This window comes from Actinokineospora terrae (assembly GCF_900111175.1).
GTDB classification, from domain to species: Bacteria; Actinomycetota; Actinomycetes; order Mycobacteriales; family Pseudonocardiaceae; genus Actinokineospora; species Actinokineospora terrae.
The window spans coordinates 113,446-135,339 of record NZ_FOGI01000009.1; the positions used below are offsets into that span (position 1 = coordinate 113,446).

The 21,894-nt window shown below is 72.1% G+C and carries 20 protein-coding genes; 10 read left to right on the forward strand and 10 right to left on the reverse strand.

The window, feature by feature from the left end; translation table 11 throughout:
• Positions 1 to 17: 17 nt before the first annotated feature.
• Complete coding sequence (locus BMY07_RS21395; RefSeq protein ID WP_425426339.1) at positions 18 to 2,207, reverse strand: serine/threonine-protein kinase; 2,190 nt, start codon at positions 2,205 to 2,207, stop codon at positions 18 to 20.
• 204 nt (positions 2,208 to 2,411) lie between these two features.
• Here BMY07_RS21395 and BMY07_RS21400 point away from each other — a divergent pair, with 204 nt between their 5' ends.
• Complete coding sequence (locus BMY07_RS21400; RefSeq protein WP_177215683.1) at positions 2,412 to 3,341, forward strand: hypothetical protein; 930 nt, start codon at positions 2,412 to 2,414, stop codon at positions 3,339 to 3,341.
• On the opposite strand, the gene BMY07_RS21405 is transcribed toward BMY07_RS21400, so the two are convergent.
• Entirely contained in the window at positions 3,275 to 4,249 is a 975-nt protein-coding gene (locus BMY07_RS21405) for a glutamate ABC transporter substrate-binding protein (RefSeq protein WP_245782554.1), read from the reverse strand. The two genes, BMY07_RS21400 and BMY07_RS21405, sit on opposite strands and share 67 nt — an antisense overlap.
• 11 nt (positions 4,250 to 4,260) lie before the next feature.
• Positions 4,261 to 5,583 (reverse strand): hypothetical protein, encoded by a 1,323-nt coding sequence (locus BMY07_RS21410; RefSeq protein WP_245782555.1) that lies wholly within the window; start codon positions 5,581 to 5,583, stop codon positions 4,261 to 4,263.
• Between the two features lie 227 nt (positions 5,584 to 5,810).
• On the opposite strand from BMY07_RS21410, the gene BMY07_RS21415 reads away from it, so the two are divergent.
• Positions 5,811 to 6,038, forward strand: a complete 228-nt coding sequence (locus BMY07_RS21415; protein ID WP_092781492.1) for a hypothetical protein — start codon at positions 5,811 to 5,813, stop codon at positions 6,036 to 6,038.
• Positions 6,039 to 6,051: 13 nt separating this feature from the next.
• Positions 6,052 to 6,645: a DUF5134 domain-containing protein gene (locus tag BMY07_RS21420; protein WP_092781495.1), complete on the forward strand. Its 594-nt coding sequence runs from the start codon at positions 6,052 to 6,054 to the stop codon at positions 6,643 to 6,645.
• A gap of 293 nt (positions 6,646 to 6,938) precedes the next feature.
• Here the strand turns inward: BMY07_RS21420 and BMY07_RS21425 are convergent, their stop codons facing one another.
• Complete coding sequence (locus BMY07_RS21425; protein WP_092781498.1) at positions 6,939 to 7,748, reverse strand: MFS transporter; 810 nt, start codon at positions 7,746 to 7,748, stop codon at positions 6,939 to 6,941.
• A gap of 569 nt (positions 7,749 to 8,317) precedes the next feature.
• Here BMY07_RS21425 and BMY07_RS21430 point away from each other — a divergent pair.
• The 4 genes from BMY07_RS21430 to BMY07_RS21440 are packed head-to-tail and all read left to right on the forward strand — an operon-like array spanning position 8,318 to position 10,907.
• A complete protein-coding gene (locus tag BMY07_RS21430; RefSeq protein WP_092781501.1) occupies positions 8,318 to 8,701 on the forward strand; it encodes a hypothetical protein in 384 nt (127 codons plus the stop codon).
• Positions 8,701 to 8,865 carry a hypothetical protein gene (locus tag BMY07_RS34455; RefSeq protein ID WP_177215689.1) on the forward strand — a complete coding sequence of 55 codons (165 nt, stop codon included), beginning with the start codon at positions 8,701 to 8,703 and terminating at the stop codon, positions 8,863 to 8,865. Before BMY07_RS21430 ends, BMY07_RS34455 begins: the two co-directional genes overlap by 1 nt.
• A gap of 12 nt (positions 8,866 to 8,877) precedes the next feature.
• Positions 8,878 to 9,564: a response regulator transcription factor gene (locus BMY07_RS21435; protein ID WP_092781504.1), complete on the forward strand. Its 687-nt coding sequence runs from the start codon at positions 8,878 to 8,880 to the stop codon at positions 9,562 to 9,564.
• Complete coding sequence (locus tag BMY07_RS21440; protein ID WP_092781507.1) at positions 9,561 to 10,907, forward strand: sensor histidine kinase; 1,347 nt, start codon at positions 9,561 to 9,563, stop codon at positions 10,905 to 10,907. The genes BMY07_RS21435 and BMY07_RS21440 overlap by 4 nt, the downstream gene beginning before the upstream one ends.
• Before the next feature lie 307 nt (positions 10,908 to 11,214).
• Here the strand turns inward: BMY07_RS21440 and BMY07_RS21445 are convergent, their stop codons facing one another.
• From BMY07_RS21445 to BMY07_RS21455, 3 genes are all read right to left on the reverse strand, one after another.
• Entirely contained in the window at positions 11,215 to 11,955 is a 741-nt protein-coding gene (locus tag BMY07_RS21445; protein ID WP_092781510.1) for a maleylpyruvate isomerase family mycothiol-dependent enzyme, read from the reverse strand.
• 34 nt (positions 11,956 to 11,989) lie between these two features.
• Positions 11,990 to 12,541, reverse strand: a complete 552-nt coding sequence (locus BMY07_RS21450; protein WP_092781513.1) for a hypothetical protein — start codon at positions 12,539 to 12,541, stop codon at positions 11,990 to 11,992.
• A 109-nt stretch (positions 12,542 to 12,650) separates the two neighbouring features.
• On the reverse strand, positions 12,651 to 13,121 hold the full coding sequence (locus BMY07_RS21455) for an Lrp/AsnC family transcriptional regulator (protein WP_177215690.1): 471 nt from the start codon (positions 13,119 to 13,121) through the stop codon (positions 12,651 to 12,653).
• A gap of 147 nt (positions 13,122 to 13,268) precedes the next feature.
• On the opposite strand from BMY07_RS21455, the gene BMY07_RS21460 reads away from it, so the two are divergent.
• The 3 genes from BMY07_RS21460 (at position 13,269) to BMY07_RS21470 (ending at position 19,548) form a co-directional block, all read left to right on the forward strand.
• Positions 13,269 to 16,700 (forward strand): indolepyruvate ferredoxin oxidoreductase family protein, encoded by a 3,432-nt coding sequence (locus BMY07_RS21460; protein WP_092781519.1) that lies wholly within the window; start codon positions 13,269 to 13,271, stop codon positions 16,698 to 16,700.
• 67 nt (positions 16,701 to 16,767) lie between these two features.
• Positions 16,768 to 17,283 carry an OsmC family protein gene (locus BMY07_RS21465; RefSeq protein ID WP_092781522.1) on the forward strand — a complete coding sequence of 172 codons (516 nt, stop codon included), beginning with the start codon at positions 16,768 to 16,770 and terminating at the stop codon, positions 17,281 to 17,283.
• A 180-nt stretch (positions 17,284 to 17,463) separates the two neighbouring features.
• Positions 17,464 to 19,548, forward strand: a complete 2,085-nt coding sequence (locus tag BMY07_RS21470) for an NB-ARC domain-containing protein (RefSeq protein ID WP_092781525.1) — start codon at positions 17,464 to 17,466, stop codon at positions 19,546 to 19,548.
• 8 nt (positions 19,549 to 19,556) lie between these two features.
• Here the strand turns inward: BMY07_RS21470 and BMY07_RS21475 are convergent, their stop codons facing one another.
• From BMY07_RS21475 to BMY07_RS21485, 3 genes are read right to left on the reverse strand one after another with little or no spacing between them, the layout of a single operon-like run.
• Positions 19,557 to 20,486, reverse strand: a complete 930-nt coding sequence (locus tag BMY07_RS21475) for a carbohydrate kinase family protein (protein ID WP_092781528.1) — start codon at positions 20,484 to 20,486, stop codon at positions 19,557 to 19,559.
• A complete protein-coding gene (locus BMY07_RS21480) occupies positions 20,483 to 20,779 on the reverse strand; it encodes a hypothetical protein (protein ID WP_143073583.1) in 297 nt (98 codons plus the stop codon). The genes BMY07_RS21475 and BMY07_RS21480 overlap by 4 nt, the downstream gene beginning before the upstream one ends.
• Positions 20,772 to 21,884 carry a hypothetical protein gene (locus tag BMY07_RS21485; RefSeq protein WP_143073584.1) on the reverse strand — a complete coding sequence of 371 codons (1,113 nt, stop codon included), beginning with the start codon at positions 21,882 to 21,884 and terminating at the stop codon, positions 20,772 to 20,774. The genes BMY07_RS21480 and BMY07_RS21485 overlap by 8 nt, the downstream gene beginning before the upstream one ends.
• Positions 21,885 to 21,894: the final 10 nt, after the last annotated feature.

The following is a 21,894-nucleotide window of genomic DNA, read 5'->3' on the forward strand; positions in this document are numbered from 1 at the left end:
CCACCTTGCGGGGGACATCAGGTCAGCGTTCGCGGGCGGATGGCGTTGGCCTGGTCCACCAACGCATGCCGCTGCTCCGGTGAGCTCGCGAGCCGCGCCAGTGCCCGGTAGCAGCGTTCGAGGCCGAAGCGCAGCTCCCGTTCGGACAGTTCGCAACCCAGCACGGTGCGCTGCGCGTTGGACGGGTTGGCGCCCGGCTTGCCCGCCTTCACCCAGCCGTACGCGGCCTCCAGCACCTCCGCCGCCAGCCGGGTCCTGCGCTCGGCGTCCAGCGCCAACCGCTCCAGCCGCTTGGCGGCGTCGTGCAGCTCGTGCTCGACGACCCGCTCCACCTCGTGGCCGCGCGCCTTGACCTTGATCGCGGCGACCTGCGCGGCGACGTGGTGGCTGGAGGTGTCTGGCACCGCCTCCAGCACCTCGATCGCCCCGGCCCGGCCGCCCTGCGCGAGGTACACCCTGGCCAGCCCGAACGCGGCGCTGACGAAGGAGTGGTCGGTGCGCCAGACCAGCTCGTAGAACCGCGCCGCGGCGAAGTGGTCGCCAGCCAGCTCGGCGCTGACCGCGAGGGCCAGCTTCGGCGCGATCTCGCCCGGCACCGCGTCGTAGACCCGTGCAAACGCCTCCCGCGCCGCCTTCGGGGCGTTGTTGGCGAGCGCGAGCAGGCCGTGGAACCAGTCAGGCCGCCAGTCGGCCGGGGACCTCGGCATCCGGCGCACGGCGTCCAGTTCGGCGCCCGCCGCGCGCAGGTCGCCCTGGTCGAGCCGGGCCTTCACCATGCGCAGGCGGACCTCGATCGAGTCCTGCGGCGCGCTGGCCAACGCGGCGACCAGCTCGGCGGGTTCGGTGGCGGTGATGCTCGCCAGCGCGACCGCGGCCGGGTCGTCGGCGTCCACCAGCGGTAGGGGCAGCACGGTGGCCACCTCGGCCGGGCTGGGCACCGGCAGTGCGTCGGACGCACCGAAGGTCTTGGTCTCCAGACCGAACACAGTGGACAGACCGGGGCGCGGTTTCCCGCTGCCGAGCGCCATCACCTCGCGCAGCACGCCGGTCAGCTGGTCGGCCATCTCCTCGGCGGAGGTGAACCGGCGGGCCGGGTCGGCGTGCGTGGCGCGGTGCAGCACCCGGTAGTAGCTGCCGAACAACGCGAACAGCGGCTCGGCGTCCGGACCGGGCAGCGTGTGCTTGTAGCGGGTGGTGTAGCCGGCGAACTCGATGGACAGCACGGCCAGGGTCCTGCCGACGGTGTAGATGTCGGAGGCGATCGTGGCGCCCTCGGCGGCCAGCTCGGGGGCGGCGTACCCGGCGGTGAAGAACAGCGGGCTCTCGTAGTCGTCGGTCTTGCGCACCGCGCCGAGGTCGATGAGCTTGAGCTGCTCGCCCGCCTGGATCACGTTGTCCGGCTTGAGGTCGCAGTAGAGCATGTCGATGCTGTGCAGGTAGCCGATGGCGGGCAGGATCTCCAGGCCGTAGGCGATCACCTGGCCGATCGGCAGCGGCTCGGCCCGACCGGTCTGCCGGTGGTGCTCGAGGGCGAGCTGGCGCAGCGACTGGCCGCCGACGTACTCCATGACGATGTAGCCGACCATCGAGCCGGTGTTGGGGTCCGGGTGCTCGACGAAGTTGTAGATCTTGACCACGTTCGGGTGCTCGACCTCGGCGAGGAACCGGCGCTCGGCGACCACCGAGGCCATCGAGGTCGCGTCACCGGTGTCGATCATGCCCTTGAGCACGACCCAGCGGTCGCTGACGTTGTGGTCCTTGGCCAGGTAGATCCACCCGAGGCCGCCGTAGGCGATGCTGCCGAGCACCTCGTACTGGCCGCCGACGAGATCGCCGCGGAACAGGCGGGGCCGGAAGTTGAAGTCCTGCCCGCAGGTCGCGCAGGTGCCCTCCGCCTCGCCGGGCGCGCCGTCGACACCGCGACCGACCTGGGCGCCGCAGTTGGTGCAGAACCGCTTGTTCTCCGCGACGACCGGGTTCTCCAGCACCGCGCTGGCCGGGTCCTTCACCGGGACGACCGGCACCTCGACCAGACCGGCCCCCAACCGTCCCCGGCCGGACGCGCGCGAACCGGTCCGCCTGCCGGTGCCGGGGAACGAGCCGGACCCGGTGTCGGACCGGGTGAGCAGCTCGGTCTTGGGCGGCTCCTGCTCGTCCTCCGGCTTCGGCGGCACGATGCTCTGCGTCAGCGTGGTCTCGGCCAGCACACTGGTCAACGGCGAGTCGTCCGGCGGGGCGAACGGGCTCGCCTCGTCCGGGATGGAGTGCCGATCGGTGACGTCGGCCGCGCTGGTGTCGGGCCTGGGGCGCGGACGAGCGGGCGGACGGGTGAACTGTCCTGAGTGGCCCCCGGGCGGCGGCGGGATCGGGTGCGAACCGGTCCGCGAACCCGGCCCGGCGGGCGGGAACGGGTGCGGCCCACTGGAGAACTGGCCCTGCTGCGGGAAAGCGTGCGGCCCGGTCGACTGACCACCTGGGGCAGCATGCCGACCCGGCCGCCGCGCGGGCGGGAGCTGGGACTGCCCACCAGGCACCCCTCCGGGCGGCGGATACTGCTGCGCCTGCCGAGGCCGGGGCGACGGCCGAGACCGCGGCCCCTGCTGACCTGGCTGCGCAAGCTGACCTGGTGGGAAATGCGGCATCGGCTGGGATTGCTCACCCGGGGCAAGCGGTCGAGAGTGCGGCCCTGGCCGCACGTGCGGCATCGGCTGCGACTGCTCACCGGGCGCAGGTGGCCGGAACTGCTGTCCTGTCTGCGGCGGTCGGAACTGCGCCGCAGGCTGGGACTGCTCGGCGGGGGCAGGCTGCCAGGCTTGATCGCCCTGCCCCTCGGGCCGCACCTGCGCTTGCGGGAAGTGAGCGACCGGCTGGGGTTGCCCATCCGGCACCTCGGGCCGCACCTGCTCGTCCACCTGCTCAGCGGGCAACGGCTCCCCCACCGGAACCCGCTCATCGGCCTGTTCGGTCTGGTCATGCCCAGCGGGCTGAGACTGCGTCGCCAGTGGCTCGTCGGTCTGCGCCGGGGAGGGCTGAGCGTCCGGGAGCGAGCCGGGCGCGTGCTCGGTCAGCGGTACCTGCTGTCCACCCGCGACCTGGCCCGCAGGCACCTGCCACACCGGCTGGGCCGGGCGGACGACCTGGGTCGGGGGGGCGGGGTCGTCGATGGGGGACTCCTCGCGGGGGTGGGCAGGCGCGTCGAAGTTCCAGCGGGCCGGTTTTGGGGTGGGTTCCGGCTCGCCCGGCGTGGTCCTGTGCGTCATCGCGGCACCTCCGCTCAGTCCCGGTACCTGGCGGGCGGCGGCGCGGCGCGGTCGCCAGCCTGGGCCAGCCACTTGGTGTAGCTCGACACCCAGGAGCCGTTGGTGACCGAGCGCTCCAGCACCCCGTTGACGAACCGCACCATGTCCTCGTACTGCTTGGGGATGCCGATGCCGTAGGGCTCCTCGGTGAACCGGGGGCCGACCATCTTCACGTTCGGGTCCTGGGCGACCATCCCGGCCAGGATGGTGTCGTCCGTGGACACCGCGACGACCTGGCCCTGCTGGAGCATCACCAGGCAGTCCGACCAGTTGTCCACCGCCACGATCTCCGGCGGGGCAGGCGACTCGCGCAGCCGGGCGATCGAGGTGGACCCCTTGCTGGCGCAGACCCGCTTGCCGCCCAACTGGTCGATGCCGGTGATCGGCGAGGCGCGGTCGACCAGCACGCGCTGGCCCGCCACGTAGTAGGTGGTGGAGAAGTTGATGTCGACCCAGCGCGAGCAGGTGGCGGTCATGGTCCGGACCACGATGTCGACCTCGCCCTTCTTGAGCGCGTCGATGCGCTCGGCCGAGGTGATCACCTTGTACTGCACCTTGTTCGGGTCGCCGAAGATGGCGGCGGCGACGTCGCGCACCCGGTCGATGTCGAAGCCCTCCAGCGCGTTGCTGGTGGGGTTGCGGAAGCCGAACAGGAACGTGTTCTGGTCGACGCCCGCGATGAGCCGCCCCCGGTCCTGGATGGCGCGCATGGTCGACCCGGTCGGCATGTTGCCCGGCTGCGGCAGCGTCGTGCCCGGGCGCAGGCTGGCGGTCGGGTCGCACGGCGGGACCTGGGTGGCGGCGCCGGTGGTGGTCGGCGGGTTCACCTCGACCCCGACCGGCTGCGGTCGGTCCACAGAGGACACCGTGGCCAGGTCGACCGGCCTGCCGGAGGACGCGCAGGCCGTCGCGCCGAACGCCAACACCAGGGTGAGCAGGACACCCCTCATCGCAGTGCCCCTCATCGGTACTCCCGCAGCCGCTCGCGGATGCCGAAGGTGATCCCGGCGGCCGCGACCACGGCGAGCACCGCGATGCCCGGCACCAGGCCGGTGAGCGCGTTGCCCGCCCGCGTGGTCTGGGTGAAGAACTCCTCGCGCCCGGCGTTGAGCGCGGTGATCAGGTTCTTGTCGAGCTTGCCGAACGCGACGGCGGCGCTGTCGGGCGCGTCGCCGATGGCTACCTTGACCGCCTCCTCGTACTGGCCGCCGTCGTCGAGCTCGCGGATCTTGCGGTGCGCGTCGGCCCAGGCCTGCGCGTTCTGCACGGCGAGCTGGACCTCGCCTGCCATCGCGTCGCTGGAGGCGAGGTCCTTGGCCTGGCGCAACAGGTTCCCCTGCCCGTCGCCGGTGATGGACGCGGCCAACTGCTGCCACTCCTGCTCGTAGCCGGGGCCGTCGCCGCGGGCAACCAGGGTCAGCGTCTCGTCCGCGCGGCACTTGAGCGAGTTGATCCTGGCCTGGACCAGCACGTCGACCTGTTGGGCGCCACCGCGTTCGGCGTCGCCGACGTGGCTGGACAGGACGATCATCGCGATGGTGCCCCAGATCATGGTGAGCGCCACCGCCGCGGTCGCCGCGATCAGGCCGATGTTGAGCAGCCGGTTGGTCCGGCGGGTCAGGTACCGCTGGGTGAGCACCAGGGCCACCACCAGCGCGGCCATCAGCAGGATCGGCGCGAGCGGGATGGAGCGGGCCGACTCCTGCTCGGCCTGCAACCGGTCGTAGTTGATCTCGTAGAGCTGCTCGGCGGCGGGCAGCAGCTTGGACCGCATCAACCCGGACGCCTCGCGCAGGTACGCCGCACCGGCCGGGAAGCCCTGCCGGTTGTTGGCCCGCGCGGTCTCGACCAGTCCGGCGTAGACGGGCAGCTGCTGCGACAGGATCTCGACCTGCTCGGCGGCCTTGAGGTCACCGCCGACGTCGGCGGAGGCCTTGCCGAGCGCGGTACCGGCCTGCGAGATGTCGAACTCGTAGCGGGTGCGCAGCGGGGCGGGCTCGACGCCGCCGGAGAGGAACGCGCTCGCCGCGGTCGCGTCCGCGTCGGACAGCGAGCGGAAGATCTGCTGGGCCGCGGTCGCCAACGGCTCGCGGTGGGCGACCAGGTCGTCGAGGGTGTCGCGCTTGGCCTGGGCGGTCAGCGCGGCCACGATCCCGGTGACGGCGGTGAGCACGAGCAGCGCGACGGCCACCAGCGACAGCCGCCCGGGGGTCGTGTTCGCCGAGCGGGTCACCCGCCCGAGCGCCGAGGGACCTGCCGACCGCTGCGGCGCCGCCGTCACCACGGGGTCACACCCAACCGCACGTCCCCGCCGCCTTCCCCTCCGCTGCCCGGTCGAGTCGAACTTAGTGCAGCGGTATGCCCCGAGCCACCAAGTCGGCGATGTCGACGACCAGGTCGTGATCCGGCGGGGGTGGACACAGGCGGTCACCGGGGGGTCCCACTTGTGCGCGCGGTAGTCGCTCGGTTGCTGTCTGGATCGCCGTCCGCCCTGGTGGGACCGTGACTGGCATGAACGGGAACACTGAGCACAGCATGAAGCACATCGCGACGTTCTGCGGGCAGTGCAACTGCGGCTGTCCCGAACTGTGGATCGACCCCGACGCGCCGGAGGAACGCCGCGTGGTGATCACCGACGACTTCGGCCAACGCATCCAGATGAGCCTGGGCCAGCTCAGCGACCTCGTCGACGACGTCAAGAACGGCGTGGTCGACCAGGTGCTGGTGGCGGGCAGGTAACCGGCCGGACGACGTGGCGGACCCGGTATGGCTCGGCTGGCTGCTCACCGCGGCGTTCCTCGCGATCGCCGGGTACGGCGTTGCCCGGCTGGTCGTCGCGGCACGGCTGCCCGCCGCCGGTTACCGGGGCTGCCACCGGGCGGTCGACACCGCCCACACCACCATGGCCCTCGGCATGGCGGTGATGTGCTCCCCGGTCGGCGGCCCGCTGCCCGCCGCCGGGTGGCAGGCTGTGTTCACGCTGGTGACCGCTTGGTTCCTCGGTGCGACCCTGCTGCGTGGCCACCGCACCCCGATCGGCTGGCACGGCCCTGACTGGCAGCACGCCGTCGCCGGGCTGGGCATGCTCTACATGCTGCTGGCGGTCCCCCACACAGCGCACTCGATGTCCGTCTCGTGGACCGGTCCGCACACGGGCTCGGCGGCGCTACCCGCGCTCGGTTGGGCTTTCGTGGCCTTCTTCGCCGTCCAAGCCGTCCGGTTGGGACCGGCGGTCCTGCGCGGCGGTGACCGGGGCACCGGTCTGCTCGCGGACGGCCGCGTCGCCGCCGCGTGCCAGTTCGTGATGGCCCTCGGGACGGGGTACGTCATCTTCGTGATGCTGTAGCCCCCTGGCCAACAACGCAGCGCCGACTCCGAGCGCCGCGAGCAGGGCGAACGCCAGGACGGGACTGCCGAGCAGTGCTCCGACGGCGAGGGACACCACCACGCCGCCCGCGTTGCCGGTCATCCAGATGAGGGACGTGACCGGCCCTGCCGTGGCCGGGTCGGCGCGTTCGACCATGGCCAGGGCGACCGGGAGCGCGGAGAGCAGCAGGAACCCGAGCGGCAGGCTCGCGGCGATCCCCGCCGTTGGAGCGAAGCCGAGCGCTATGCACGCGAGCGCGGTGACGAGACCGGTCAGTTGCAGCACACGCGGCTCGACAGCCTTGCGGGCGGCGAACGGTGGCACGAGGACACACCCTGCGACCCCCGCAACCAGCATGACCAGCAGCATGAGCCCCGACGTGTCGGCGGTGACGTGCGCGGGCGCGAGCAACGGCTCCAACCAGGTCGCCAGCGCGACGAAGATCCCATCCCGAGGAACACGATCGCGGCCAGCACAGGCACCCCGGGCACCCGAACCACCCTGAGCGGCGAGACCTCGGACGCGGGACGCCACGGCGGCTCACCCCGCAGAGCGAACAGACCCGCGACAGCGGCCGCGACCGAGATCGCCCCACCGACCGCCACGACAGCGGGCACATCGGTCGGGATGGCCGTGCCGACCCCAATGGCGATGATCATGCCGAGGTAGGTGGCCCCGGCCCCGACCGCAATCCCCAGCGGCCGGTGTTCTGGCCTGAGGTACGCGGCCGCGACCCTGGTGATCGCATTCGCCAAGATCGGCTGTGCCACTGCCGCCAATGCCTGCCCCACGAGCGCGGCCCAATAGGCATCTTGGGCAACCCTCAGCACCGCCCCCGCAGCAATGAGCACCGCCCCCACCGCAAGCGTCGGCCTGAGCGCCCGATCAAGCGCCATCCCGGTCGGCACCGCGAGCACCACGAAGAGCAACGGGAACAGATTCGCCAACCACCCGACAGCCTCCTCGGACACCCCGAAATGCCGCGCGGCAACAGTCGTGGTGGCCGCATAAGCCAACCAACTCACCTGCGTAGCCACACCGAGCGCGGCAAACGCAACCACAACCGGCCACCGAGAAGACATGGGCGAGTATCAAATATCCCTCATGCCCCCGTCAACGCCCAACAAGACTCGGCGACGTCGGCCCCGAACACGCCCCTCCACAGCGTTGGTCCAACGTGCCCCCAAACGACGTTGGCCCGAAACCGCTCCTCGGATCCGCTGGTGCCAACCCGGCTCGATGGGGCGGACTTGTTTTGCGTGGGGGGACGGCACACGTAGCGTCGTTCGCGGCAGGGCCTGCTTTTCGGCCCCTGCTTTGCGGTTCTGCCCGGGTGCCGTAGGGGCCCCGCACAAAACAAGTTCGCCCCATCGAGCAAAGCTCGAAACTCGCGCCCAGGCCAATGCCGAAGGCGAGCCGTTGACCGTCGACGCCGCAGGCGAGACCGAGAGCCGGATCCACTCAGCTCAAGATCAAACCCGCCACAGCAGCCCCCGATATACAGCTTACCGTGAGGCACCCACAGAACGCCCCGATCAAGCAGGCAGCCTGTGGACAACCGGCCTCCTTACACAACCCGAACCTCGCACCCCCACCACCCTTAACCGCCACCCACCAAGGTCATCCCCATCACCACAGCGGGAGGACCCACATGCGAGCCAAGTCAGCCGCCATCATCGCCGCCATCACGATCGGGGTCGGTCTCACCGGAGCCGGGACGGCAGCAGCCCAGCCCAGCACGCCGGTGACCATCACGCTCAGTCCGGAGCAGGTCACGAACATCTGCCAGAAGCGGATCCCCAAGATCGAGCAGCGAACCACCAAGCTGCTGGACCGAATCAACGGCACCGCCGACGTCAAAGGCTCAGCAGCATGGCTCCGAGCGCGGGCCGACAAAGAGCAGGCCGCCGGAAGGGAGACATCAGCCAGCCTGCTCCGGGAGCGGGCTGAGCGGCGGGCGGGCAGGGTGGATCAGCTGAACAAGGTCAAGCAGCGGGCTGAGGAGTTCAAGGCCAAGTACTGCGGGTCCAAGTGATGCGACGGGCGCTCGTCGCGGCCGTGCTGCTGCTCGGGTGCGCGGCCTGCCAGGACACCGGGCCCGCGGGTACCGGCCCCGGGAGCAGCGGGTCGGTGGAGCAGGAGCTGGGTGGGATCGAGTCCACACTGGACAACGTCGAGTCCGAGTTGGCAGGCGACTAGTACGGTGCGCGCATGACCGCCGATGTCGGACGTGGGCTGGTGCTCGTCGTCGAGGATGACCGGGCGATCGCGGAGTTGGTGACGCTCTACCTGCGCCGCGACGGGTTCGGGGTGCACGTCGAGGTGGATGGGCTGGGGGCGATCGCTGCTGCGCGGCGGTTGCGGCCGGTTGCGGTGGTGTTGGACATCGGGCTGCCCGGGGTGGACGGGGTCGAGGTGTGCAGGCGGATGCGGGCCGCCGACGACTGGACGCCGGTGTTGTTCGTGACGGCGCGGGACGACGAGGTCGATCGGGTGCTCGGGCTCGAACTGGGCGCCGACGACTACATCACCAAGCCGTTCAGCCCGCGCGAGCTGGTCGCCAGGGTCCGGACGGTGCTGCGCCGGGCGAGCGGTCCGGTCGGCGGTGAGGTCCTGCGCGCGGGCGGCACCCGGCTCGACCTCGGGCAGCGGCGGGTGTGGAGCGGGGACGCCGAGGTCGCGCTGACCACGACCGAGTTCGACCTGCTCGCACACCTGATGCGCCGACCGGGGCAGGTGTTCGAGCGCGCGCAGCTGCTCAGCGCCGTCTGGGGGTACGCGGCGGCCGCCGGGACGCGGACGGTGGACGTCCACATCGCGCAGCTGCGGGCGAAGCTGGGCGCGGGGAGTCCGATTCGGACGGTGCGCGGGGTCGGCTACGCGGCGGACCGCGGGTGAGGGGCACGCTCGCGGTCCGCGTCACCGCGCTCTGCCTGGCGGTGGCGGGCGTGGTGGCGGTGGTCGGCGGGCTCATCTCGGCGCGGCTGGTGGTGTCGACCGCCCGCGAGGTGACCCAGCAGACCCTGTCCGACCAGGCCGACGTGTTCGTCAGCCAGTTCGCCGACAACCGCATCGGCCTGCGCCGGATGGTCGAGGTGCTCAACGGGCAGGGCGTGGCCGTGGTGCAGGCCAGGCCGAACGGGGTGGTCGTCACCGGGGACGCGACCGCGGAGAAGGCGGCGCGGCAGGCCGGGCTGCTGGACCTGACCGGGCCGGCGCACCAGGTGGTCGAGGTGGGCAACCGGACGCTGCTGGTGGAGCTGCGGCCCGCCGACGCGCGGGGGGCGATCGCGCTGGTGCGGGAGGCGGAGACGGTCAAGGGGTCGGGGCGCAAGCTGATCCGCAACATCGTCGTCGCGCTGGGCATCGGCCTGCTCGTCGCCGCGGTCGCGGGCCTGGTGCTGGCCAGGCGCCTGGCGCGGCCGCTGAGCCGGACCGCCGCGGTCGCGTACTCGATGACCCACGGCCGCCGCGACCTGCGCGCCCCGGTCGACGGTCCGCGCGAGGTGGCCGAGGTCGCCGCCGCGGTGAACGACCTGTCCGACGCGTTGCACCGCAGCGAGTCCCGGCAACGCGAGTTCCTGCTGTCGGTGTCGCACGAACTGCGCACCCCGCTGACCGCCGTGAAGGGCTTCGCCGAGTCGCTGGCCGACGGGGTCGTCACCGGTCCGGCGGCGACCGCGGCCGGGCGCACCATCGAACAGGAGGCCGACCGCCTGGACCGCCTGGTCGGCGACCTGCTCGACCTGGCCCGCCTCGGCGCGGACGACTTCCGCCTCGACCTGGTCCCGGTGGACCTGACCGCGCTGGTCGCCGAGTCCGCCCGGGTGTGGTCGACCCGCTGCACCGCGGCCGGGGTCCGCTTCGCCGTCGAATCCCCGCCCACGCCGGTCTGGGCGACCACCGACCCCCGGCGGCTGCGGCAGGTGGTCGACGGCCTCGCCGAGAACGCCCTCCGCGCCACCCCGCCGGGGCGCCCGATCGTCCTGTCGCTCACGAGCACCGCCACCGAGGCAGTCCTGCAAGTGCGCGACGGCGGCCCGGGCCTGGCGCCGGAGGAGTACCCGATCGCCTTCGAACGCGGCGTGCTCAACGCCCGCTACGCAGGCACCCGCCCCGTCGGCACCGGCATCGGCCTCGCCCTCGTCCACGGCCTGGTGACCCGCATGAACGCCACCATCACCGCCTCCCCCTCCCCCGAAGGCGGCGCCGCCTTCACCGTGCGACTGGCCACCCAGTAGCCACCAGCACCGGTACCCAGCCAAGCCCCGGTAACCCCCCACCACCAGACCGCCCCAACGGCCGCAGGTACCCCCACCAAACCCGCCTCGCGCGCGGTCCCGACCCTGCCCAGCCCCCACCCTCACCGGGGGGCGTCCCAGGTCCCACTCTACCGGCACCCCCCGACAGTGGATCTTGAAACGGGGGTCGACAAGATCCAGATGTGGATAACTTCTGTCGCTGAACCGGGTGAATTGACGGCGGGCGGCGCCCGTCACGCCAGACGCGAAGGACCCGGCCAGCGAGGTGAACAAGCGCGGGGACCGGCTACTGGGTGGCCGACTTCAGCAGGTCGTACAGGGTCGACACCAGGAGTTTGTCGCCTTCGACCGTGACGTTCTCGTCGTCGGTGCGGCGCCAGAGCCAGCGGAGGATGGTGTCGGGTTCGCCGCGGAGGGTGGCGGCGGCGGTGCCGCTGGGGGCGACGGTGATCGTGGGGGCGAGGGTGACGTACCAGGACGAGGCGCCTGCTTCGACGCGGACGGTGCGGCCGTCGAGGGTGTCCAGGGCGCCGCCGAAGCCGGTCGGGTAGGCGGCGGAGGCGAAGGAGAGGAAGGTGATCAGGACCTCGTCGATGCCGTCGGTGGCCAGGTCGGCGGGGACCACCGCGGACTCGACGCCCGCGGCGAGTTCGGCGTCGATGCGGTGGATGACCGCTTCCTGCGCCATCCGCCTGCCCCAGAAGCCGACCGTCTGGTCCGGGTCGTACCAGGTCAGGCTGTGCGCGGCCGGGTCGCGGCCCTCGAGTTCGGCGATGACGTCGGCGGCGGCCTCGTCGAAGGTCGTCAGCGGGTCCTTGCCGGTCAGGTCCGGCGGCCACGGCTGCGGGTAGGCGCCCAGGCGCATGGTCTGCGCCTTCTCCAGGTACACCTCGGCGACGTGGTTGAGCAGGTCGGCGCCGGTCCACCCGGGACAGCTGGGCACCGGCCGGTCGAGCGCGTGCGCCGCGGCGACCCGCAGCCTGGCGTTGTCCGCCCGCAGGTGGGCGAGGTACGTGGCGTGATCCATGGCCCGACTCAACCACGCCGCACCGACACCCGCCCTACGCCGTGATCCAGAAGAACCCGCCGCGCCGGTCGTACTCCGCGATGCGCGCCGTGGCCCCGGTGCGCAGCGGCCGCTCGCCCGCCTGCCGCACCTGGACCAGCACCGTCCGACCGTCCGCCGTGGTCACCTCGGCCGCGCCGAAACTGCCGTCGACCCGCCCGGTGCGCACGACGCAATCCGTTCCCACGAGATCGAGTCGGGCGGGCAGCAGCGCGTTCAGCACCGGAATCGTGAATCGGGTTCCGATCACCGCGGCCGCCAATGCCACAACGAGAACGGCGACCCCGGGAAACAGCGGTGACGGTTCGGCGGAACCGAGCACCAAATCGCCCGCCATGCTGGTCACCCAGGCGAGGACCGTCACCATCGACAGCGCCACGCTCAGTGGAACCCGCCCCAGGCCGAAGGCCTCCGGGTCCGCGGCGCCAACGGCGTCCACACTGGACACTCCTAGTGCGACCAACAGCCAGTACCCGGCGACCACCACGAGGAGGAACGTGAAAACGACTGCAGGAAAGCTGAAAGCCGCGACCAGGAGACGGTCCACAGGCGGATCCCTTCGCCGGATGTGGCTCGAAAACCTACTGCAGCCGCGGAGAACGGGACCGGCGATTTGCCGAACGATATCCGGATGTGACCAAACGGGACGGCCGCGCTCACCCGTCGATCGACCGCTCCACCGCGTCGAGCAGGGGCGCCACCCGGAACGGGATCTGCTCGGTCATCGCGACCGCGGTCGTGCTGCGGATGACGCCCCGGCAGGCGAGCACCGCGTTGATCACCTCGTGCAGGTGCCTGGTGTTGCGGGCGGCGACCCGGACCAGCAGGTCGCCGTCGCCCGCGATGCCGTGCGCCTCCAGCACGAACGGCACCGCGACCAGGTCCTCGATGGCCGTGACCAGCCGCCCCTGGGCGACCTGCACGGTCACGAACGCGGTCACCTCGACCCCGATCCGGGTGTAGTCGACCGCGCGGCCCCTGGTCCCGACCACGCCCTGGCGCTCCAGCCTGCCGACCCTGGCGTGGGCGGTGTTGCGCGCGATGCCGAGGCGTTCGGCCAGCTCGGTGATGCCGACGCGCGGGTTCGCGACGAGCTCCCGGATGACCCGCAGGTCGAGACGGTTCACCATGCCCACGATGCGCAACCTTCCCCTATCGAGCGACTTGCTTTTGAGCGATCCGCTCAAGTATCAGGGCAGACTCTTGCACAGCGCTCATAGAGAGCCGTCTCCTTGCCAGAAGCGCGCAGGGCGCACGGAAGAGGTGTGGACGCGATGACCGGGTTGCTCCCCGAGCTGGCCAGCGACTACCGACCGGGTGACGTGGTCAGCCGCGACAGCGGGCGCGGCGCGATGACCGGGGTCCAGGCGCTCGGCAAGCTGCTGGTCGACCAGCACCGGGCCGACCAGGCGCGCGGCTGGAAGACCGCCGGGCTGGTGTCGGGCTACCGCGGGTCGCCGCTGGCAGGCCTCGACCTGGTCCTGGACCGCAACGCGGAGCTGCTCGCCGCGCACGACATCGAGTTCATCCCCGGCGTCAACGAGGAGCTGGGCGCGACCGTCGTCTACGGCTCCCAGCTGGCCCCGCAGCTGCCCGGCTCGCGCTTCGAGGGCGTCTTCGGCCTCTGGTACGGCAAGGCCCCCGGCGTGGACCGCTCGGTCGACGCGTTCAAGCACGGCACCTGGATGGGCACCACCCCCAAGGGCGGCGTGCTGGTCGTGGCCGGTGACGACCCGGCGAGCAAGTCGTCGTCGCTGCCGTCGAACTCGACGATGGCGCTGGCCGAGTCGTACATGCCGGTGCTGGCGCCGGTCGACGTGGCCGACGTGCTGCGGCTGGGCCGCTTCGGCTTCGAGATGTCCCGGTTCAGCGGCGCGTGGACGGCGTTCACCGTGGTCACCGCGATCGGCGACGCCTACGAGGTGGTCGACCTCGGCGCGGTGCCGGACATCGTGGTGCCGGAGTTCGAGTGGAACGGCCGCCCGTGGCAGCCGACGTTCAAGGCCGGTGTCGGCATCCCCGAAGCGCTGGCCCTGGAGCGGGAGGTGCTCGAGGGCAGGCTCGCCGCCGCGGTCGCGTTCGGCACCGCGAACGGGCTCAACCGGATCGAGGGCGCGGTCAGGGACGCCCGGATCGGGCTCATCGCCTCCGGCCACACCTACGCCAGCCTGCGCGACGCCCTGGGGCGGATGGGCCTGACCGAGGGTGAGCTGGCGCGGCGCGGTGTGCGGCTGCTGCGGCTGGGCATGGTGCACCCGCTCGACGAGGCCCTGGTCGGCCGGTTCGCCGACGGCCTGGACGAGGTCGTGGTGGTCGAGGACAAGCGCGCGTTCATCGAGACGCTGGTCAAGGAGGCCCTGTTCGACCGGGCCGTGCGGCCGAGGGTCTACGGCAAGCGCGGGCCGGACGGCAAGGCGCTCATCCCGGTCACCGGCGCACTGGAGGCGGACCGGCTGATCACCGTGCTCGGCCCGCTGCTGGCCGACCGGCTCGGCAGCGACCACGTGCGGCTGCCGCAGCGCAAGACCCGGTCCCAGATCGCGCTGACGGTGGTCAACCGCACCCCGTTCTTCTGCTCCGGCTGCCCGCACAACCGGTCCACCGAGATCCCCGACGGGTCGCTGGCGGGCGCGGGCATCGGCTGCCACGCGCTGACCACGTTCATGGACCGCAGCGTCGGCTTCACCCAGATGGGCGGCGAGGGGGTCAGCTGGGTCGGTGCGGCGCGGTTCACCGACACCCCGCACTTCTTCCAGAACCTCGGCGACGGCACGTTCTTCCACTCCGGCAGCCTCGCCGTGCGCCAGGCCATCGCGGCGGGCACGAACATCACCTTCAAGCTGCTCTACAACGCCGCCGTGGCGATGACCGGCGGCCAGCACGCGGACGGCTCGGTCGACCCGGTCGCGGTCACCCGGATGCTGCACGCGGAGGGCGTCGCCAAGACCGTCGTGGTCACCGACAACCCCCGCAAGTACCCGCGCGGCACGTCGTGGGCGCCCGGGGTGCGGGTGCGCCACCGCGACGACCTGGACGAGGTCCAGCAGGAGCTGCGCGACACCGCGGGCGTCACGGTGATCCTCTACGACCAGGAGTGCGCGGCGGAGAAGCGGCGCAAGCGCAAGCGGGGGCTGGCGCCGGACCCGGTCACCCGGGTGCACATCAACGAGTCGGTCTGCGAGGGCTGCGGCGACTGCGGGCGCAAGTCCAACTGCCTGAGCGTCGAGCCGGTGGAGACCGAGTTCGGCCGCAAGACCCAGATCGACCAGACGTCCTGCAACAAGGACTACTCCTGCTTGCTCGGCGACTGCCCGTCGTTCATGACCGTGGTGCCCGGCGACGGCAAGAAGAAGCCCGCCGCCCGCACCGAGCTGCCCGCTGACCTGCCGGAACCCGCGTCCCGGCCGACCTCGGCGGCGCTGGTCATGGTCGGTATCGGCGGCACGGGCGTGGTCACCGCGAACCAGGTGCTCGCCACCGCCGCGCTGATCAGCGGGATGGACGCGCGGGCACTGGACCAGACCGGCCTGAGCCAGAAGGCGGGCGCGGTGGTGTCGCACCTGCGGATCTCGCCGGTGCGCGACGAGCTGCCCGGCCTGGTCCCGGCAGGCGCGGCGGACGGGTACCTGGTGTTCGACGCGCTGGCCGCGACGACGGAGGCCACCCTGTCGAGGTGCGCGCCGGACCGCACGGTCGCGGTGGTGTCGACCGCGCAGGTCCCGACCGGCCGGATGGTCGTCGACCACACCGTCGCCTTCCCCGGCGACCTGGTGCCCAAGATCGCCGCGAAGACCAGCGACCTGCGCGCCTTCGACGCGCTCGACCTGGCCGAGCGCCTCTTCGGCGGCACGGCGGCGGCGAACTTCCTGGTGATCGGCGCGGCTTACCAGCTCGGGGTGCTGCCGCTGACGGCCGAGGCGATCGAGAAGGCCATCGAGATCAACGGCGTCGGCGTGGCGACCACCACGCAGGCGTTCCGCGCGGGCCGCAAGGCGGTGCTCGACCCGTCCTGGCTGGACGAGTCGACCCCCGACTCCGTCCCGGCGCACCCGCTCGCGGAGGGCTTCTCCGGGGAGCTGCGCAGGCTGCTGGACGTGCGGCTGCCGGAACTCGTGGCCTACCAGGACGAGGCGTACGCCCGGCGCTACCTCGGCGTCGTGCGGCGGGTGGCCGAGGCCGAGCAGTCGGCTGGGCTGCCGACCGCGCTGTCGGAGGCGGTCGCGCGGAACCTGTTCAAGCTGATGGCCTACAAGGACGAGTACGAGGTCGCGCGGCTGCACCTGGCCGCCCAGGCCGAGGTCGAGGCGAAGTTCGGCGCGGGCACCCAGGTCGGGTTCGCGCTGCACCCGCCGGTGTTGCGGGCCATGGGGATGCGCCGCAAGATCACCCTCAAGCGCACCGCCCGCCCGGCGTTCGGGGTGCTGCGGGCGATGCGGCGGTTGCGCGGCACGGCCGTCGACCCGTTCGGGCACGCGCACCTGCGCAAGGTGGAGCGGGAACTGGTGACCGAGTACGTGGCGCTGGTGCCGAGGCTGGTGTCCGCTGTGGACCGCTACGACCTCGCGGTGGAGATCGCCGGGCTGCCGGACGTGGTGCGCGGCTACGAGGAGATCAAGCTGGCGAACGTGGAGATCTATCGCGAACGGTTGGCGCAGCTGCTTTCCCGGCTCGACTCCGTGTCAACCGGAACGCCCGCCGTCCCATAACGCGGTCCGCGGTTGCGCCGGGTCGCCCACCGCCGGACGCTGTCGTCACCTACCTCGGGGAGTGACGATGACGGTGGAAACCCGGCTCAACGACGTCAACATCGAAGCGGTCGGCGCCCTGGTCGCCGCCATCACCGAAGACAGCGCCAAGGCCAGGACGACCTGGGCGTCGCACGTGCGGTGGCAGGGCGGTTTCCAGTCGACCGCCCGGGTGCGCGGGTTCGCCGAGACACCCTCGGACGAGCCGACCACCCTCGGCGGCGAGGACACCGCGCCCAACCCGGTCGAGCAACTGCTCAGCGCGCTGGGCAACTGCCTGGCGGTCGGCTACGCGGCGAACGCCACCGTGGCGGGCATCCCGCTGGACTCGGTGGCCATCGACCTGCGCGGCGACGTCGACCTGCACGTGTTCCTCGGCCTCAAGCAGGGGCACGCCGGGTTCGACTCGATCACCGCGAAGGTCCGCATCTCCTCGCAGGCGCCCGCCGAGGACATCGCGGCGTTGCACCAGAAGGTGATCGCGTCCTCACCGGTCGGGCACACCCTGGGCAGCGCCGTGCCCGTGTCGGTCGACCTGGTCTGACGGGCCGCGAATCACCCGCTCAGCGGTTCCACTGGGCCGACGGCACCAACGCCGCTGCCCCGTGTGAGCGGAATCGCTGCCGCCGCACCGGAAGAACACCACCCGGTTCACGCCAATCCACCCCCGCGGTGCGATCCTGCTGCGTTACGCTCGGCTTTCCGCTGAAAGCCGGGGGGCTGGATGGGAGAGGACAGGCCTGAGACCGGGAACACCATCTCCGGTCCCGTCGGTGGTTCCACCGTCCAAGCCGGACACATCCACGGCGACGTCTACTTCGGTCCGGTCGCGCCTGCCCCGATCGTGCCGCGGCAACTGCACCCACCGCCGCCGCACTTCGTCCCCCGGCCGAGGGAATTGACCGAACTCGGCGACTCGATCAGCGGCGAGAACACGGTCGCGCCCAGGGTCGTGGTGCTGCGCGGGGTCGGCGGGGTGGGCAAGACGGCGCTCGCCCTGTGGTGGCTGGCGACGATCGCCGACCGGTACCCGGACGGGCAGCTGTTCGCCGAGCTCACCCAGTCGACCGGGGAGCCGATCCCGGTCGAGGACGTCCTCGGCCGGTTCCTGCGCGCGCTGGGCGTCCCCGCCGGGTCGATCCCGCCGTCGCTGGCCGAGCGGGCCGCGCTGTACCGGTCGCTGACGGCGGGCAAGCGGCTGGCCGTGCTGCTCGACGACGCCACCTCCGCCGCGCAGGCCAGGGTGCTGATCCCCGCCGCGCCGGGGAGCCTGGTCGTGGTGACCAGCAGGCGCCAGCTGATCGCCCTGGCCGCCACCGGCGCCGTCGCGATCCGGGTCGACCCGCTGGACCAGGACCGGTCCCTCGGGCTGCTCGCCGCCTTCGTCGGCCGCGACCGGGTCGACGCCGAACGGCCCAACGCGAAGCTGCTCACCCGCATGTGCGGCGGCCTGCCGATCGCGTTGTGCGTCACCGCCGCGCTCATCGCCGCCCGCCCCCGCCGCTCGCTGGCCTGGATGGTCGACCGCCTCCGCGACGAACACCGCCGACTCGACGTGCTCTCCACCGAGGAGGACTACTCCGTGCGTGCCGCCTTCGACCTCGCCTACCAGGACCTCCCACCCGGCGCCGCCACCGCCTACCGGGCCATCGGGCTCAGCCCCGGCATGATCACCCCCGAACTGGTGGCGTGGACGACGGGGACGACGACCCAGGACGCCGCGGACGCGATCGACGACCTCGTCGACGCCGGTCTGGTCGACCCGCTCGACGAAGGGTGGTACCGCCCGCACGACCTCGTCCACGTGCACGCCAAGGCACTGGCCGCCGACCGCGGCGACACCACCGCGGTCCTGCGCCGGACGGTCGACTGGTACGTCGCCGCCACCCGGGCCGCCAGCGCCGCGCTGATGCCCAACCGACCGCTACCGGAGTGGCCGGGGCACGTCCAGGTCCCCGTCCCCGGCAGCGCGCAAGACCACACCCGTGCCGTCGAGTGGGTCGACCGGGTGCGCAACGACGTGGTGGTCGTGATGCGGACCTGCCTCGACCAGGGCTGGCCGGAGGAGGCATACCTGCTCGGTCACGCCATGCAACCGTTGTTCGCGATGACCAGGCAGCTGATGGCGGCCATCGAGGTCTGCGCGCTGGCGAAGTCGGCGGCGGAAGCGTTGGGGGACGCGAGGTTGACCGCCAAGATGCGCAGGCGCCTGGCCAGGCTCTACACCAGCACGGGGCGCCACGACAGCGCCGAGCGGGAGATCACGATCTCCTTGGCCGACGCCCGCGATCGCGACGACCAGCGGGCCTTGGCGAGCGCGTACAAGAACCTCGGCCTGCTCCACCACACGCGTGGGGCGGGCCAAGCCGCGATAGCCGCGTTCGCCGAGGCCCTGGTGGCGATGCGGCAGTGCGGTACCGCGCGTGAGGTCGCCCTGCTGCTGATCGAGTTCGGCGTGGGCGAACTCGCGGCCGGGGTACCCGAGGCAGCCGCGGCCCACTTGGACGAAGCGGTGGCACTGCTGGACGGGTTGCCCCAACCCGACCCGTACAACGCCGCACGCGCGCGCCGCGGGCTCGGCCGAACGCGGCTCGCGCTCGGGGAACACGACGCGGCGGCGGCGCTGCTGACCACCGCGTTGGCCGTCTTCGACCGGTACGCGGCCCGGCACGACGCCGCGACGACCCACCAGGCACTGGCCGAGCTGGCGCGCACGCGCGGCAACCCGGAAGCCGAGCGGCAGCACGACGAGCGGGCGGGAGCACTGCTCGGCCACGGTCAGGCCCCGCCCAGCGCGGACGAGGCCTGACCGTGGTGTCACCGGAGCCTGCGGACGGCGGGGAGCCCTAGAGCGGCCACCAACTCCTCCAGCACCGCTGCTGTGGGCGACCGTTCGCTGTCCGGATCACCTCCGATCGCCCAGCCCGCACCGAGTACCGCGTGGCGCAGGGCGGTTACCGCGTCGCCGGTGGTGGCGTAGTGGTGGGCGAAGGAGCCGACCAGGGTGTCACCGGCGCCGCTCTGGTAGCGGATGCCGCGTGGTGTCACCGCGGAAACCTGCCAGATCCGGCGGCGGTCGCGTAAGCCGATCACCGAGCCGTCGGCGCCGCAGCCGACCACGACGACCGGGGTGCGGTGCGTGCGCCACATGTCCTCGACCCAGGCGACCGGGCCGTGCGGCAGACGCTCGTGCGAGCTGGCGACGACGTGCGCCGCCGCCATCCACTCGCGGTTGTGCCGACTGTCCACTGTGTCCACCACGTGCGTGTCGGTGATGAACGGGACACCGCGGGCGGCGGCCGCCCGGATGAGCGGCCGGGTGAAGGCGATGTTCGACAGCACGGCGAACGCGCAGCCGTCGAGCATGCCGTCGAACACCGGGACCGGGTAGCCCAGGCCTGGGGTGTCACCCAGGTCGGTGGTGCCGGACCTGACGCCGGTCGAGTCGAAGAGCGTGACCGACCTCGGCTGCTTCGCGCACACCTGCACCCCGGGACCGTAGAGGCCCTGTTCCCGAAGGTCCTGCGCGGCCATGAGGCCGAGCAGGTCGGATCCGACGTAGGTGGCGAACGCGACCTGGGAGCCGAGCAGCGCCGCCGTCTTCGCCACCGTGTAACCGGTGCCGGAGAGCCGGAAGTGCACGCCACCGGTGAGCCGCCTGCTGGAGACCAGCGGCACCGGGAACGACGGGACGAGGCAGGCGGCGCCCGCGGTGACCACGCCGGCGACCGCGATCTTGGCGGTCACGCGACCACCTCGCCCAACGCGGTAGCGGCCGCCGACGCCAGGTCGGTGTCGACGGGTCCGGTCAGTTCAATCCACAACGGACGTCCACTGTGGAGTCTTGCGACGGCCACGAGCCCGCCGTCGTGGTGAGCGGCGGCGACCAGGCAGCCGGGGAACTCGGCGAGAGCCCGTTCGGCCCACTGGCGCGACCGTTCCCGGTCCTGCCGCTCGGACAGCAGCACGTCCGCGCTCTGCCGCGCGGCGCGGCTGGCGTTCGCCCAGTGGACGAGCACGATTTCGGTGCGGTTAGGCAAAGTTCCTCCCCTCGAAGGCCTGATCCGGGACCGGGATCGGCTCTGGACCTCGGTGCCTGCCCTCGACCGGGAGGTCGAGCAGTTCGTAGAGCCGTTCGCGAAGCACGCGGTGCGTGGCGCTCGGCCGGGACGTGAGCCTGGCGGCCACGGCGGCTGCAAGGTCCGGGTCCGCCTGCCGGAACTGTTGTCCCACTGGGCGACACGGCTCCCACCTCGGTGCCGCGCCCGCGAGCAACGCCTGCGGCGAGTCCGGGTCCAGCCCGTCCGCCGGGCCGCCGGTGATCAGCACGGACCTGCCGATCGCCGCCGCGTACACCCCCGTCGAACCGTGGTCGGTGATGACGTGGTCCGCCGCGATCACCGCGGGCCGCCAGTCCTGTTGCGGCTCGACCAACACCATCCCGCGCGCCAGCGGCCGCGACAGCCAGGACCGCAACTGCCGCTGCCCGTGGCCGAACCACACCGCGGGGTGCACGGTCGCGGCGACCTGGTACCGCCGCGGGTCCAACTCCTGGGTCACCCGCGCGTACAGCGGCAACTGCTCCCGCACCAAGGAAGACGCCCCCCAGGTGGACGCCACGACGACGAGTTCCCGCCCACGCCGCACCCCCAACGCCGCCCGGTACCGCGCACGCAGACCGGAACTGGCGATCATCCGGTCGTAGCACGGATCCCCGGCCACCAGCGCCACGTCGACCGCCTGCGGGCACTGGTCCCGCAACACCTCGCGCTGCCGCTCGTGCGACAACACCAGTACCGACGGCAGAACCCGCCCATCCCGCACCAACCGCGCGGCGTCGAGCCCGTAGACCGGACCACCCGCACCGGTCCTCTTGCCATACGCCGCACCGTGCGGCAACAACACCAGCGGCCCGTGCACCCGCTCGACCCCACCACCCGCCGCGGCGAGCACGAGGTCGAACCGCTCCCGCACGGCCTGCGCCCACGGGATCCGAAAAGCCCCCGCCTCGGCCAAAAGCCGGTCAACACCCCCACCGAACACATCCGGCGCCCGCGTGTAGACCACCTGCACCCTGGGATCCGCCTCAACCAACCCCACGACGTCGAGCAACCGCTGACCCGACACGACGGTGTGCACTACCACCAAGACAGTG

Bases quoted from the DNA above. Each gene is read 5' to 3' on its own strand.
- BMY07_RS21470 (WP_092781525.1), top strand. From the start codon at position 17,464: ATGGGAGAGGACAGGCCTGAGACCGGGAACACCATCTCCGGTCCCGTC.
- BMY07_RS21445 (WP_092781510.1), bottom strand. From the start codon at position 11,955: ATGGATCACGCCACGTACCTCGCCCACCTGCGGGCGGACAACGCCAGG.
- BMY07_RS21425 (WP_092781498.1), bottom strand. From the start codon at position 7,748: ATGTCTTCTCGGTGGCCGGTTGTGGTTGCGTTTGCCGCGCTCGGTGTG.
- BMY07_RS21415 (WP_092781492.1), top strand. From the start codon at position 5,811: ATGAACGGGAACACTGAGCACAGCATGAAGCACATCGCGACGTTCTGC.
- BMY07_RS34455 (WP_177215689.1), top strand. From the start codon at position 8,701: ATGCGACGGGCGCTCGTCGCGGCCGTGCTGCTGCTCGGGTGCGCGGCC.
- BMY07_RS21405 (WP_245782554.1), bottom strand. From the start codon at position 4,249: ATGAGGGGTGTCCTGCTCACCCTGGTGTTGGCGTTCGGCGCGACGGCC.
- BMY07_RS21460 (WP_092781519.1), top strand. From the start codon at position 13,269: ATGACCGGGTTGCTCCCCGAGCTGGCCAGCGACTACCGACCGGGTGAC.
- BMY07_RS21435 (WP_092781504.1), top strand. From the start codon at position 8,878: ATGACCGCCGATGTCGGACGTGGGCTGGTGCTCGTCGTCGAGGATGAC.
- BMY07_RS21465 (WP_092781522.1), top strand. From the start codon at position 16,768: ATGACGGTGGAAACCCGGCTCAACGACGTCAACATCGAAGCGGTCGGC.
- BMY07_RS21430 (WP_092781501.1), top strand. From the start codon at position 8,318: ATGCGAGCCAAGTCAGCCGCCATCATCGCCGCCATCACGATCGGGGTC.